The organism is Corynebacterium auriscanis, assembly GCF_030408435.1.
GTDB lineage: Bacteria > Actinomycetota > Actinomycetes > Mycobacteriales > Mycobacteriaceae > Corynebacterium > Corynebacterium auriscanis.
Genome location: NZ_CP047046.1, coordinates 165,022 through 179,513 on the forward strand (window position 1 = coordinate 165,022; position 14,492 = coordinate 179,513).

Sequence of the window (14,492 nt, forward strand, 5' to 3'; positions counted from 1 at the left end):
GGCTTTTGTGCCAGACACGCCCGGAATGCGGAAAAATTTTTCAGCCGGAAACTATGGGGGTGAGGGCACTCAGGGAGGGCGGCGGGGCGTTAACTAGGGATTTTGCGGTGCAATGGAGAGGTGACCAAAAGAATTGTTGTGTATTGATGTAAATGAGATTGGTGTTACTACTGTGTTTTTTGGGAATCTTGAGTATTGTGTTACTCATGCTTTTATTGCCATGGCGCCGAAACGCGCGCACTACCGCCCCCGCCCGCATCACTGCAGCGGCCCTCGTCGGTTCTGCAGCAACCGTTGCGGCGTTGTTCGCAACTAACGTGATTCCTGTTCCTACCTGGGCACTCCCAGGCATCGACGTAGCGTCCCACCAGCACCCCGGCGGTGCTGCCATTGACTGGAATGCCGTAGCTGCTTCCGGTCAAAAATTCGCTTTCGTGAAGGCAACCGAGGGTGTGGGTTATACCAACCCATACTTCGTTTCGGATTCCATCAAGGCTCAGGAAGCCGGCATTGTGCCCGGTAGCTACCACTACGCCAAGCCCGGCACGGGAAGCCCACGCGCAGAAGCGCGTTTCTACGCCAGTGCGCTGACCACCGGTCCGCAGCCATCCCTGCCCCCCGTGCTGGACCTGGAGGAAACTGGTGGGCTGGACCCAGTTTCACTGCAAAATTGGGTGCGTGAGTGGATTGATGAGATCAAGATCCTGACCGGGCGCGATCCAATCATCTACACCTACTACGCATTCTGGATGCAGCAGATGGGTAACACCACGGAGTTCTCCGAGTACCCACTCTGGCTGGCCTATTACAACACCCAACTGCCCAACCAAATCCCAGGTGGCTGGGATGAAGTCACCTTCTGGCAGTACTCCGGTTCTGGTAGTGCAGCAGGTGTACAGACCCAAGTGGACTTGAACGAGTACTACGGGTCGGATGCACAACTGCAGCAGCTGGCGCAGAAAATGTCGGCCGATTCAAAGGCAGGTAAAGACGCAGCTGCGTTGAAGCCAATTCGCGACATCGTGAAAGACGAAGCGGGTGTGGTCAATAAGGTGGAACACCTCACCGGTGTGGATGTGCCACTAACGACCGACTTCGTGATGCTTTTGCTGGGTGTGATTGGCGGGCGCGTATCACCGGAGACGTTGCTAACTCAAGGGGCTCAGCAGCTGCAGGGTACGGCCATGGGCTCATCTGAGGGTGCGCCTCAGCCCGATCAGGTCTCGGGCTCCGTGAAGGCCGGGCAAGAAGGATTGAAGGCCGTTACTGCGTTGGCTAAAGCCTTCCAAGAATTCAATAAGTCGGGAGGGCAGGTGCCGATCGACGCGCTGCTGCCTCTACTGCAAGGTGCTGCCGGCTCCGCGGGCGCGGGCGGGGCAGGCGCAGGTGGACAGATCAATGTCAGCCAGCTGCTGAAGCTGCTGCAGCAGTTCGGTGGTACGCAGAACTGGAACGCTAAGCTGCAAAGTGGCCAGGTTTCCGCAGATCCGAACGCGATGAAGGAACTGGCCGATGAGGCAGCCAAGGCGGTCCCGACTCCAGCGGGCAAGAAGGCTGCTCAGCAGTTGCCTCAGCTGGTTCAGGGTGGTGCGAAGGGTGCAGGCGCTGGAAACGGTGCTGGCGCGGGAGCAACTGCGAAGTAGAGGGATGCCCCGGTGGCGCCGGTGCGGGTTACGAGAACAAACGCAAGCGGACCGGGAAGCAAGGGGTGCCCCGGTGGTGCTGGCGTGGGATTAATTGCGAAGTGCGGGGGTGCCGGTGCGGGTGCTGGCGCGGGAGCAACTGCGAAGTGTGGAGTCCCCCGATGGTGCCGGTGCGGGTGCCGGCGTGGGAGTAACTGTGAAGTGTGGGGTGCCCTGATGGCGCTGGTGCTGCGTTAGCTTCGCCATACGTACCTGCCGGATTGACCTATGTAGGGTTGCAGTGCCGACACTGCTGCAAGGAATCGATCCAAGCGCGTACACGCGCTTGGATCCCTTTTTAGTTTCTCTATCGCCCGTCGTGTTAAGACTAGCTTTTCACCAGCTGGGTAGTGGGGGATTACATGGAGGTTCCGGTCGGTGCTGTGCTCTGTTTTCAGCTGGCTAGCTCCCCTGGGGCCGCGATACGGGATTTGTATGCGCATTCATTCCCTCATCCTCTCGTCCCGCGGTACCCCGGCCACCCTTCTTGCGCCTCGGTCCTTGTTGAGATTCTTGTTCTGCTTTTCGTTCGTGGCGGGTTTGTTGGGCCTTTGGTGTTGTCCGTCTGTTTGGGGTGTTGGAGGAGCAGAATGTGATGCACAGTATCGGTCGTGTAGGTGACGTCCCGTTCTGCTTTTCGCACGTGGCGGGGGTTTGCCGAGCGGCTGTCCGGATAATGAACGACGTGTGGGGCGGAGTGTCCGCCGCCCACATACTACTTCGCACAATGTGCAGCAGAACTCTGACAAAATCACGCGTTTTTGTTGGACTTCTGCTGCACATTTGTTGTGCGGCGCGGGAACCCCGGTACTGGGGTCGGCGCGGGAACCCTGGTACTTGGGTTGGCGCGGGAATTCGGGCACTAGGGGGTTCGGGAGAGCCTCCTGCCCCTGTGCGGTCTCAGGCCCAGCCCTGACCAGGCTTAATACCGGCAGCAACAAAACCCTCACACCCCCACCCCCCCAGCACCAGGCCCAGCCCCCAACAGCCCCCTGCGGCTCTGGGGCCACCCCCCAGCCTCACACCCCCACCCCCAGCACCAGCCGCACACCCCCCAGCAGCACCCCCTACCGCTTCTTCTTGGACTCGAACTTCATCGGCCCCGGTGTCCAAGTGCCCGATCGGGTCTCGGTGGACGTGCGCAGCTCAACCGGCTTCGGCTCCTCCCCGGCGCCGTCCTTATAGGTCGTCAGCTTGTCTAGCACACCCCAGTCGCGCTGCCAGTCATTTTGCAGGTAGGTAGGCATTTCCTGGGCTTCGGTGGTCATTTGAACCAGCCCCACAGAGCCACCACCGGAGTAATCCATCACAGGCGAGTGCGCGCGACGGCCACCGTGATCGGGGGATACGCGGAAGGTTGGAACCTCGGCCACACCCGCGTTGTGACCGTAGGAACGCTGGCATGGGAACTGTAGCGCCACGGACCAGTCCAGTAATCCGGGTTGGTCGCTACCGATGGCCTCGTTCATAGAGATCAGTTCGGGTGCGCGGGGTGGCGTGATCGCCAGCCACTGATCGGGCGTGACATTCATATCCACGGCCCGGATACGGATCACCTCGGCACCTTCGGGCACGGCTTCCTTTGGAATGCGCATGTTGCGCCACTCCGGCGCGGTGCCGATGTCCAGCGGCTGGTATTGCCCCATCAGCTCGAAATCTCCCTGGCCGTTGGACTTGCCGAACTCCACCTTGAGCTCCTGGCCGTACTGGAACACACCGTTCATGTCGTAGTGCGCAACTTCGCCGGCTGCGGAGAACACAATCAGCGGCTTGGTATCCGTCAGCTCTGGGACCTTGAACCACTTGGTGGTGGTGTGAGCCGGCAGCTGCAGTCCTTCGGTGAAGGAGCCCAACACTGGCACCTTCTTGCCGTCCAAGCCGAACGGCAGTTTCGCGTAGGAGCCGTTCACTCCCTTGGTCTCCGTCAGACCACCGGTGGTGCCGGACTCCACGGACTGGTCCTGCGCGGCATTTGCCGCATCGACCGCGCTGGTGCCCGTTCCGTCGTCGTTGCTTCCGCCAGCTTGGCTGTCAGTCTTATCGGTGCCGTCGTTCTTTTTATTCGACGCCGCCCCGTCCGTGCTTGTGCCACCATTTTTAAATTGGTTCTGGTTGATCACGCTGGTTTGGGGGGTGGTGCCGCTGGAGTTGTTTTCACCGGGGTTAATGCGCGTGGGCACATTGTTTGGGTCGAATCCACGCGCGTCCGTTCCCTGCAGTGAATCCTTCAACGCGGACCCATCGGCTACTTCTAGGAAGGAATCGTTGGTGTTCTTTTCCACGCGCACGGCGTCCGCCAACTGGCAGGTATTGCCCGAGAGGGTCTTGATGTTGCCCTGCCCCACGCTGTAGGCGGGCCATTGCGCCAGCATGCCCTTGGTCAGCGAAGCGAGGATGAAGGCTACCACTACCGCGCTCAGCACACCGATGGGTGCGGCGGTCAACCCGTTGAGTCGGGCCGACTGGCGCTTTTCCTTCTGGTCGATATCTGCGACTTCGGCGGAGGATGTGGCTCGGGCATGCTTGGCGTCGGAAAGAAATCCAATGACACCAGCGGTGACTAGAACCAGCAGGGAAACAGCCAGCATCACGCTCGACATCTCGATGCCGGCGATCTGGATTGACTTGTCCCACCACGGCACGCCGTAGGAGGAGATGTACCACCAACCGTTTGTGCCGGACAGGGTGAAGGCGAACAGCATCAGCGAGGCGCCGATGAACAGGATGCGGTTGCGCAGTGACTTCAGTGCGATGTGCGAGGCCGCCACGGCTGCTAGCGCCGCGATAGCTGCGCCGATGCCCGCGTATACACCGAAGTGGTGGGTCCACTTGGTGGGTGTGAAGGTCATGAAGAACATCGTGCCCAGTATGACCATGACCAAGCGGGTGCTGGGCCCCTTGGCAGCACCGGGGACGCGACGATTGCGCAGCATGGAAGCGATAACCACACCGAACGCGAAGAACAGCATGAGGATGCTGAAACGGCGGGGGAAGCTACCGTCCACGGTCTGCTCAAGCAACGCGGTGTAGCGCAGGTATTCCTCATACCACGGCACCGCTGGGCCGATGGCGCTTCGCACGCGGATTGCTTCCATAACCGACGCCAACGTTTGGTCCGCGAACACCGTGATCAGGACTGCGGTACCCGCAGGCAAGAACGGCGCGAGTTGCGCCAGGATCGCTACAAAGGTGCGTCCGCGAGGGGATCCCTTGGGAGCATCCAGCAGTGGCAGGCGACGGATGAGAATGCCGATCAAGGATCCGATGGAAGCCAGAAGCGCGGCTACGGCCATCAATCCCGTGGGGCCAGCGGACAGCGCTAGCGTGGCAAACAGGGTGCCCACGGCGGCCGGAAGCAAGCGGTGCGTGGCGATGGCGCGCTCTAGGGAAACCCAGGTGAGTAGGGACAGCATCGCGATGATTGGCTCGGGGCGAGTGCCGTTGTTGTAGGTCATCCAGAACAGCAGGAAAACTGCCGCCATCGTCCAGTGAGCGACGGCGCGGGAGTTCACCTTCGCGCCGAGGCGCGGCAGCACCTCGCGTGATAGGACGAGCCACGTAACAAGGCCGGCTAGCAGCGACGGCAGGCGCACCCACGTGGAAGACGAAGACACGTGGGTTAATAGTGCGATCAGGTCGTAGAACGGGGAGCCGAATGGGGATTCCGGCACACCGAACCAGCGGTAGTAGTTGGCCATGTAGCCCGCGTGTTCGCTGATGCGTGCCATGGTGAGGATGTAACCGTCATCAGCGGTGTTTGCGCCCACGAAGTACCACAGCAGTAAGGATCCGCCGACCACGCCGTCCAGCAGGCGTGGTCGCCACCAGCCAGCCGGCAGCACGCGACCGCGGCGGCGGGCTTGGCCGCGCCCGTCGAGCTTGTCTATCTGGTGCAAAGTCCACAGCGCGATGATGGTGAGGACGATGCCTAGCCACATCACAGCGGACTTCAGCAGTGTGGGGGAGGAGCTGAAGCGGGAGTCCACAGTCACATGGGCTTGCAGGCCCGCTTCGGTGGCCTGTTTGGCGGACTCGGGTGTGTTGATGATTTCCGAGTAGATGCCGGTGACCATCGGTCGGATGTCATCGCCGATGGAGGCATCGTAGGGGGTGTTGTCCTTGCGGGTGGCATCGGGTACCCATACGCGGGTGACCTCGGAGTTTGAGACGATCCGCAGCTTGGCATCTTTGGGCAGGGCCTTCAGGTCGTCCTTGCTCAGTGTCAGCGGAACCACGTTGCGCAACACCACGTCGATACCGTCACCGGTTGAGCGCACGAACATGCCACGCAGCGTGGGCTCGGTAGAACCCTCCGGCACCGTGGAGAGAATGGTGCTTTCGCCCTCGTTGAGGTTTTGCACTTCTTGCAATGGAAGCGTGATATCCAGATCCTGGGGGACGTAGGAGATCAATGGGGCCGTGACGGAATTGAGGTCACCTCCCTGCGGCCAGTTGAATTCCGCCGATTCCTGCTTGACGGGCAGGAAGGGGAGGGAGACGAACATCATCAGTCCAACTAGACCGGAGACGATCGAAACTAGTTTGAGCCGCGATCGTTGCCGGACTGTGGACTCCGCTTGCCGTTGTTGTTGGACCTTTGACACGGGTAGTCATCCTACGTCAAAAACCCCTAGATACGTAACTCTTGTGACTGGTGTTACGTGCCTTTTTGCTGTGTGTTAGCTGCTTTTATTTCGACGCCGCCACGTTCTTGCCTGAGAAGGTGACACTACTTGTCTCGGACTGCGACCACGAAGGGGCCGACTTGGGTGAGTGACCATCCGTCGGCGAAGGCGGCCGCGTGGAACTGTGAGGAGGGTGACACTACTTGTCTCGGACTGCGACCACGAAGGGGCCGACTTGGGTGAGTGACCATCCGTTGGCGAAGGCGGCCGCGTGGAACTGCAGAGAACGGAACCGCACGTTTGGCTGATTCGGGTAAATGTCATCTGCGATGAGGTAGGTAAAGGTGCCGTCGCCCGCGCCTACGACGGTGGGGTACTTCCCTTCTTCTGTTAGTTGGGCGATTTCCTCTGGGGATTCCTTGAGGTCCAACTGGCCACGCATCACGATGGCATCGGGCTTGTGCCAACCGCGATCGCGTTCAGCGGCATCCATGGCATCGCGCAATTCCTGCGGATCGGTGATGGTGGACCAGCGTTCGATTTCCTTGTTGCGTTCTTCGAACTGCCCCAGGGGGTTGGCATAGTGGGCCGTCATCGCTTGGAATGCGTGATACGGGTAAAAGGACATGAAGTTCTTCTCGTCCGTGAGCACAACGGTGCCTGCGCGAGACGTGAAATGCTCCATCAAGGTGGCGTCGACATTCCGGTAATAAGTGGTGGAATCGGCAGGGAATCGGTCGCCACGTTTAGCCTCGCCGTCGGCATCCGTGTATGCGAGATCGATGTTGTCCTGATTAGTGAAGGGGATCGAGGTCGCGTAACCAATGCAGGCCAGGGCCATCAGGATGGCAATAACACGGCTGGCTAGGCGCGCATTGGTGTCCGAGAGGGTCTCCGGGTATAGCCGTCGCAGCCCCGATAGGTGGAATTCGGCGATAGCTAACACACCCGCTACGCCAAGGATGATGGCAACGGGCAATCCCAGGCGGAAGCCCAACAACGTGGTGCCTGCCAACGTGGCTAGCATCGATAGTGTTATCCAGCCATACGTCACGAACAGCCCGACGGATAGGGCGCGAACATCCCCATCACGGTATCGGACGACCAGCCAGATTAGCGCCAATAGACTGAGTACAGCCAGTGCGGGAGATTCGAAGAACGGCAGAGGTAACTCCGTGCCGTCACTGGGCAAATAGTGCTGTGCCTTGCCCGTGGGGCCGTGGGGTTGAGTGAACAGGCTCGCTAAGTAAGGGGCCCAGCCCAGCAGGGCGATGGCCATGGAACCGATGCCAATGACCGAGGTGATGAGCAGTGGCTTGATGGAGCGATACGCAATGCAGGCCAATAGGCTGGTGACTACAACAGCCAGGGCGGAAATCGCCGTGAACAATGTGTACAGGTTGGCGGACAACCCCAGGTAAACGATGATGCCCGCGAGAGCAGCTCGACCGCCAAACATCGCGCGGCGTGCCATGATCAGCGCTGCGGGCATGCCCATGGCCACGATGGCAGCGTAGGGCTCCTCGGGGGCAATGACCAAGGTGATCGTCACCGTCACCATTGCCACAGCCGTGGCAACGGGCAGTGAGCCGGACATCCTCTGCCACACGGGGACCAGCATGGAGCCGGTCGCAGCGATGGTGACGAGCGCCCAAGGTTTGAACGCAGCCCAGCCCGCCACTCCGGTGAGTTTGGCAAAGAGGCCCCCCGTAAAAAACCACAGTCCAGGATAGAAACTGGGAAGATCCTTGTAGGCCATATCGTCCCAGCTCAGCTGGTCCGTCATGCGCGTGAGGAATTGCGTGCGGAATGCTTGGTCAACACTCACGCCATCGAGGTACAGGCGGGTTGCGGCCAAAGGTACAGCCAGCGACGCGATGACCAACGCTGCGGGAGCCAAGTAGCACACGCTCGTGAGCGTGACCCTGCCCAGAGAGGTTTGCATCCACCGAGACACGCGGGTGGGGCGCGCACCCGTTGCGCTGTGGCTCAATAGGGAGCGCAGGGTGCTGCGGGTGCGCGGATGCAACCAGCGGTAGCATGCCATGGCCACGATCAAAGTAGTCAGGATGATTCCTGCGGTGGACAGTGCTTTGAGGACATAGCTGCTGTTGAACGCGGGCAAGTCCACCCTGCCGGTGACAAACCACGCGGTCAGCGTGAGAATCGCTGCTGCCACACCGGTGAGAAGCATGCGCAAAAGTGTGGACGGCAATGACAATGCATCGTCCACGTAGGCGGGGTAGTCATCACTGGCGGGCACCAAGAGGCGCCGGGTGCTGGCTTCGGTTGTCATGGACTCATAATTCCATACCGGTGCGACAATCCCCACCCAGTTATGCCGGGCGCTGCTGCAGTGGCTGCCCGGGTGGCTGCCTGGACGGTTACCTCGATGGTTATGTAGGTGGCAATTCAAGTTGGCACGCAAGTGGTCACCCAGGTGTCACTTGCGTAGCTAATCCGTCCCAACCCGGCCCAGCTTGGCGGGGAATCTTATTTCCGCAGCAGGATCCCACGGATTCCCGCGTGAAAGCCGTCGCGCAAGCCCACGCGCTGGCGCTCTGTAAGGGTGTATTCGTGCAGGGTGTCGCACGCGAATTGCAGTAGCGGACGATCGATGTCCGGTGGCAGTCCGCCGCCGGACAGCATATGCGCATTGTCCTTTTGATCCTCGGTGGCTGCATTATCGAACCACCAGATGGCGTATTGCTGACCGATGTCGTAGGGGCTTTGCTCCCCTGCGGAGGTCCACACCTCGTTCGGCAGCGGGACGTACCGGCTGCGCAGTTTGCGGTGCCGCGCCATCATTCCGGGGTTCGGGCGCGGGGTTGGGCGTGGGGAGTTCTCGGTTTCCCCACTCTCGGACTCCCCACTCTCGGACGGAGCCTGTTCGTTGGCCGGCGTACTGGCCTGCTCATTGGCCGGCACCTCCGCCGTTCTATCACTGACCGTCAGCGGGGTTATTGCTGGTTGCGACTTGTTGTTGGCGGCATCGGCCGGGGTTGGTGCGGCTGGTTCACTTTCCTTCGACGCCACCCCGCGTTCATTGACCCCAACGGGCTCTGCGCCGCGAGAAGTCGCGCTGGGGCCGCTGCGAACGGGACCGGGGATGGGATTGCTGTCGGCGGCTGTTTCCTTGAGGGCCTCAGCTTCTTCAGCAGCGTCCGCGCCTTCTTCGGCTGCGGGGTCAACCACGATGTAATCTTCGTCGCCCTCGGCCTCGCTGAGTGCAAGTTCCGCGGCGGCGGCTTCTTCTGCAGAACAATCGGAATCGACGGCGGGGCAGTCGGCATCCACGGAATTCTTGGCTTGATCTTCGTCTTCGCATTGCGACGGCAGCAATGGCCCCTCGAGGATTTCCAACCGCATGGTGTCCTTGAAGTCCTCGCGAGGATCCAGGATTGTTGTTGTATCGCAGGCATAGCGCAGCTGGTTGGACATTGAATCCCAACCGAATCCATATAGGTGCACGCGGATGCCCGCGGCTACGGCTTCCTCCACCCCCGGCAGCATGTCGGCATCGCCGGAAACTAAGACGATATCGGACACTTGCCCCTTGAGTGCGGCGATCACCATGTCCGCGACCAGGCGGGTATCCACGGCTTTTTGCGTGCGCCGATCGCCCCACTCAATCAGTTGTCCGGCACGAAGCTGCACGCCGGGTTCGCTTCGTAGGGAGCGTTGATAGCGATGGGGCCCGTTTTCGGGGATACCGTCATACCAAAACTGTCTATGAACTGGCTGTTTCAACTGGTTCTGCACCATGGTGCTGAGTACAGAGACGACCTCCGGTAAATCGATTTCTAGCTGGGCGCGCGCACCGGTTTCCCAGGCGTTATAAAAGCTCGCCAGCAAATAAGAGGTGTCAACATAAACCTGCGTTCTTTCCAACATTGAGCATTGTCCGTTCTTTAATTGGGTTTTTTCTCCGTCCTCTAGCATGCCCGAAAAATGTGTTATATGGTTAGTTACGCAAGTAACCAACCAACTAGGTGGGCTGCTGCACGGAACATCTATTACCAGACATTTCCACCCCGTCAGAAAGGGGGAAGCCCAGTGGATGAAGCCACCTCACCCCTGTTCCAGCAGGTAGCGGAGCTCGTCGCTGATGCAATCGTCGATGGCTCCCTAGAAGAGGGGCAACGCGCACCCTCCACCAACGAGCTGGCGGAATTTCACAGCATTAACCCCGCGACCGCACGCAAAGGCCTCACGTTGCTCGTTGATCAGGGAGTGCTGGTTAAACGCCGTGGTGTCGGCATGTTTGTCGAAGAGGGGGCGCGGGAAACAATCCTCAAACTTCGACAGGGCTCGTTCGCGGCGAGCTACGTTGTCCCGCTCATCGATGAAGCTGTCAAGCTCGGATTCGATCGCTCCTATGTGCACACCCTTATCGACCAAGTCGCAGAAAGTCGAGGACTATACACATGACCACAAGTAACTATTCAGCCCCACCGGATACCGATGTCGCATCGACCGGGGCGCAGTTCATGACCGGCAGTATCGATCTTCGTGGCGTCGGTAAAAAATTTAGTGGCGGTCACCGAGCCCTCCACGACGTCACAGCCCACCTGCCTGGCGGCCGTATATATGGCTTAATTGGCCGCAATGGGGCGGGCAAGACCACCTTGCTGCGTGCCATTGCCGGCCAGCTACGGGTCGAGGGGGACGTCACCATCGACGGGCAACAGGTAATCGACAACCGGGCGGTGTTGGATCGGCTTATTCTTTCGGGGCCCGACGCCGCCTGGCCGACCGACGTCAAAGTCAATGCGCTTCTGGCAATGGGGGCGGCTCGTTGGGAAACATGGAACCGAGATCTCGCCGCGCGTTACGTCAAAGAATATGACCTCGATATCAAAAAGTCGCTGGGCACGATGTCCCGAGGGCAGAAGTCTTTGGTCTCCATTGTCATGGGGCTGGCGGCGCAGTGCCCCATCACGCTCTTAGATGAACCCTATCTGGGCCTGGATGTGCAGAACAAAGAGATGTTCTACCGGCACCTGCTGGAGGACGTGGAACGCAATCCGCGCACGATCATTTTGTCTACCCACCACATCGAAGATGCCTCGAAGATTCTGGAAGACGTGATTTTTATCGACCGCGGGCGGATTACCGGAGTGGATGCGCTAGAGCGGGTGACTGAGCGGATTGCGGTCCTCACCGGTTCCGAGGCTGCGGTATCCGCTCAATTGGCCGCCCTAAATGCTCAAGAAGCCCTGCTGTCCGAAACCACGATGGGTGGCCAGCGGCGAGTGTTCGTGGATATTCGAGCCCTGGGGCGCGGCAACCCGCACGCAGTGCCGATGGATTCTGCACGCATGGACAATTTGCTAGCGGGCACCGGGGTTCGCATGACGCACCCGGACCTAGAGCAGGCTGTCATGGCTTTGACCGGACACGAATTGGGAGTGAATGACAGTGGGCACAGCAACACGTAATGGGGTTATCCAGCGCGGGACCGGTGGCGCGCCAACCTCGCTTGGCCAAGCCTCCGCGACGGGGCCCAGTGACTGGCACGTTGCGAAGACCTTGGCCGTCACGATGGTGCGACGACCCAAGTCCGGGTTCCTTTCACTTTGGGTTGTGTTCTACGTGCCACTGATGCTTGCGCTGCAGGACTTGCCAGCGGGGGCTTTCTTTGATTGGTTCATGCTTCTGTGCGTTGTAGTGGTTACAGGGGTGTCGCCCAGCTTCGTTGTGTGGCCCGCTTCTGCGCTGCGTGCCCTCAGCTGCTCCACAGCGGTTATTCGCCGAGCGCGATTCTCGTTGGGCCTGCTGTTTGGCCTTGTCATGCTGCTCACACAAAGCGGGATTCTACTGTGGAAAGTCGGCCCACGTCCCGCAGAGTTCTGGGTTCCGCTAGTGATTGCTGCATTGATGCAGATCGCGGTGTATATCAACGACTGGCGGGGAGCGGAAAAGATCGAGGATGCGGTGACCCGCGAGGAACGCCGGAAGCATAGCCTCGAGGAAAGACGGGCGGAGAAGACCGCTCAGGCTTCCATCGGCGGCGACCACTCCGACAAAGACGACGAATCGATCATTGGGGTCCGCGCGGGCTTGGGCCGGAAGCTTTCCAGCGGGGACACGCTTCTCGATGAAATCATCGTCAAGCCATGGGTTAGCGCCGGGAAATGGTACCGGGCTCCTTTGATTGTGGGCAGCTTCGTGTTGATCTGCCTTACCTATCTGATTACTGCCGATCCTCGCGAGGTCTTCTCGTGGGGCCAATGGTTCCTTTTAGTTGTCGTGATCAATGCGCCGTTTATCCTCGCCATTGCTTATGCATCGCAACTAAACCACTGGTTGGCATTCTCCGGAGTGCGCCCCCAATGGTGGCGGCAACACCTGAAACTGCAGGTCGTTTCCCTATGGCTCGGCCCGGCAGTAACGATCGCGGCTTTCGGCGGGTACTTTGCCGGCCTAGGGATGCGGAGCGTGCAACCAGCGCTTCCTTGGAGTGTCTATTCAGTGGCCGCAGCCGGTCTGCTTGGTCTGTGTGGGCAGATTTTGTTGCTCGGTCTTGCGAATGCGTTGACTATCGCCGTCAACCGTATGCGGGGATGGCGTATCGGAGCCACGATCTGCTTGGTCTACGCCATCGGCGGTGTGGGGATAGCGATGGTGGTGGAGACCGTACGAAAACAGCACGATGCAATCGTGCAGGCATCCGGAGAAAGTTTGAGCCTTGATCAGCTGTTCTGGGCGTTGGGCTGGCGTGGTTGCCTGTTGTCGCTCGTGGTCGCGGCGGTGTTCTGGAGCATCGGGGCTTGGGGTCACAAGCACCTTAATGTGCGGGACTCCACCGACATCGACTTCTTCGGAACGTCGAAGTAGCCACCCCACGCCAGCGCACGATCCTTTAGCAAGTCGGCTATCGCTATCGCCCTCTTCGGAACCTGGGAGTAGCTTCCCAAAACCCAATGCCGTGCTGTAGATACTGAAACTGCTGAAGCCGAACCGTCGATTGCAGGCCTACGGGGTAGTGACTCCACCTGGTTGCTTCTTCGCTAAGGCAGCTGAACCCCGCCGTTGTGCGGGGTTTCATTTTATGTGGATGTCCTGGGGTTGCATGGGCTTGGTGTGTGCGGTTGGTGTGTGGTGGTGGTTGGTGCGTGGTGGTGGGTTGGTTTGTTGGTGTGGGCGCCTTGGGGTTGTGTGCGGTTGGTTGGCGGGGTTTTGGTGTTGGTTGGCTGGTGGTTGGTGCGTGGTGGTGGGTTGGTTTCTTGGTGTGGGCGCCTTGGGGTTGTTGTGTGGGGTTGGTTGGTGTTGTGTGCGGTTGGCTTCTTGGTGTGGATGCCTTGGGGTTGGTGTTGGTTGGTGTGTGGTGGTGGGTTGGTGTTGTGTGTCGTGGTGTTTTGGTGGTGTGAGCTGGGGATTTGTGGTTGGTGTGTGGGGTGTGTAGATTTATGCAAGTCAGCGCGACGGGCTGCCCCGTGTTTGTAAGGCTTTTGTGCTTGCCGATGGTGGTGAGTGTGGCTGGGGAGTGTGTTGTGTTGGTTGTTAGGTAAGTAGCACGGTAGGTCCTGCGGCAGTGTGGGGCGGTGTTCACCCGGATTTTGTTTTTTGTTTGGGTCTAGGTTACACTGTGATTCCGTTGCAGCATGATCGCCTCAGTTTGTTGGGGTGTGGTTGTTGTGTGCGAATGTTGTTTGAGAACTCAATAGCGTGATGAACCGAAACAGTGATTGTTGTTGTTTTTGACGTGATACACGGTGACGAAACGATGCATGGTTAGACTGTCCGGATGATGCTGCCTGCGTGCCCTTTGTGTGGTGCGTGGATCATACTGTGTGTGTGGTGATGGTGTGTGGTTGTGTGTGTTATCAGCATGTGGTCGCATTTCTGTTGTGGTGTTGTTTGTGGTGGTGTTTGTGTTTGTCTGATGGTCATGCCGGTCGTGTGGTAACTCGCACGGTGATGCCTGCCTATTGTTGGTGGGGTTGGTTTGAATTGTAATCATCATGTGTGCACGTTGTGTCGTGTGTGTGTGGTGTAGGACGTGTTTTGTTTTTGTGGTCATGGATGAGTCGATGATTGTTGTTTCAATTGTTTTTGTGTGTCGGTGAGGTCACCCCCGTGACTGTTTGAGCTGATGCATTTGATTTATTTTTTGATCAGTAGTTCTTATTTTTTTGGCCATGGTTTGTGGCTCTCTTTTTTGTTGAGTCTGTTGACTGGC

7 protein-coding genes are annotated in these 14,492 nt (G+C 59.2%); 4 read left to right on the forward strand and 3 right to left on the reverse strand.

The genetic code is table 11. From position 1 onward, the window contains the following. Positions 1–206 precede the first annotated feature (206 nt). Positions 207–1,643: a glycoside hydrolase family 25 protein gene (locus tag CAURIC_RS00715; RefSeq protein WP_035114957.1), complete on the forward strand. Its 1,437-nt coding sequence runs from the start codon at positions 207–209 to the stop codon at positions 1,641–1,643. A 1,106-nt stretch (positions 1,644–2,749) separates the two neighbouring features. Here CAURIC_RS00715 and CAURIC_RS00720 read toward each other — a convergent pair. From CAURIC_RS00720 to CAURIC_RS00730, 3 genes are all read right to left on the reverse strand, one after another. Beyond that, positions 2,750–6,286, reverse strand: coding sequence for an arabinosyltransferase domain-containing protein (locus CAURIC_RS00720; protein WP_290182961.1), 3,537 nt, complete (start codon positions 6,284–6,286; stop codon positions 2,750–2,752). A gap of 220 nt (positions 6,287–6,506) precedes the next feature. After that, complete coding sequence (locus tag CAURIC_RS00725) at positions 6,507–8,603, reverse strand: galactan 5-O-arabinofuranosyltransferase (protein ID WP_035116369.1); 2,097 nt, start codon at positions 8,601–8,603, stop codon at positions 6,507–6,509. Between the two features lie 197 nt (positions 8,604–8,800). Continuing rightward, complete coding sequence (locus CAURIC_RS00730) at positions 8,801–10,201, reverse strand: NYN domain-containing protein (protein ID WP_035116371.1); 1,401 nt, start codon at positions 10,199–10,201, stop codon at positions 8,801–8,803. Between the two features lie 162 nt (positions 10,202–10,363). On the opposite strand from CAURIC_RS00730, the gene CAURIC_RS00735 reads away from it, so the two are divergent. The 3 genes from CAURIC_RS00735 to CAURIC_RS00745 are packed head-to-tail and all read left to right on the forward strand — an operon-like array spanning position 10,364 to position 13,147. Beyond that, entirely contained in the window at positions 10,364–10,738 is a 375-nt protein-coding gene (locus tag CAURIC_RS00735; RefSeq protein WP_035116373.1) for a GntR family transcriptional regulator, read from the forward strand. Then, positions 10,735–11,748, forward strand: a complete 1,014-nt coding sequence (locus CAURIC_RS00740; protein WP_035116375.1) for an ATP-binding cassette domain-containing protein — start codon at positions 10,735–10,737, stop codon at positions 11,746–11,748. Before CAURIC_RS00735 ends, CAURIC_RS00740 begins: the two co-directional genes overlap by 4 nt. Then, the gene (locus tag CAURIC_RS00745) at positions 11,729–13,147 is read left to right on the forward strand and encodes a hypothetical protein (protein WP_035116377.1); all 1,419 of its coding nucleotides are present in this window, start codon (positions 11,729–11,731) and stop codon (positions 13,145–13,147) included. The genes CAURIC_RS00740 and CAURIC_RS00745 overlap by 20 nt, the downstream gene beginning before the upstream one ends. The last annotated feature ends 1,345 nt before the right edge of the window (positions 13,148–14,492 follow it).

Bases quoted from the DNA above. Each gene is read 5' to 3' on its own strand.
- CAURIC_RS00725 (WP_035116369.1), bottom strand. From the start codon at position 8,603: ATGACAACCGAAGCCAGCACCCGGCGCCTCTTGGTGCCCGCCAGTGAT.
- CAURIC_RS00715 (WP_035114957.1), top strand. From the start codon at position 207: ATGCTTTTATTGCCATGGCGCCGAAACGCGCGCACTACCGCCCCCGCC.
- CAURIC_RS00730 (WP_035116371.1), bottom strand. From the start codon at position 10,201: ATGTTGGAAAGAACGCAGGTTTATGTTGACACCTCTTATTTGCTGGCG.
- CAURIC_RS00740 (WP_035116375.1), top strand. From the start codon at position 10,735: ATGACCACAAGTAACTATTCAGCCCCACCGGATACCGATGTCGCATCG.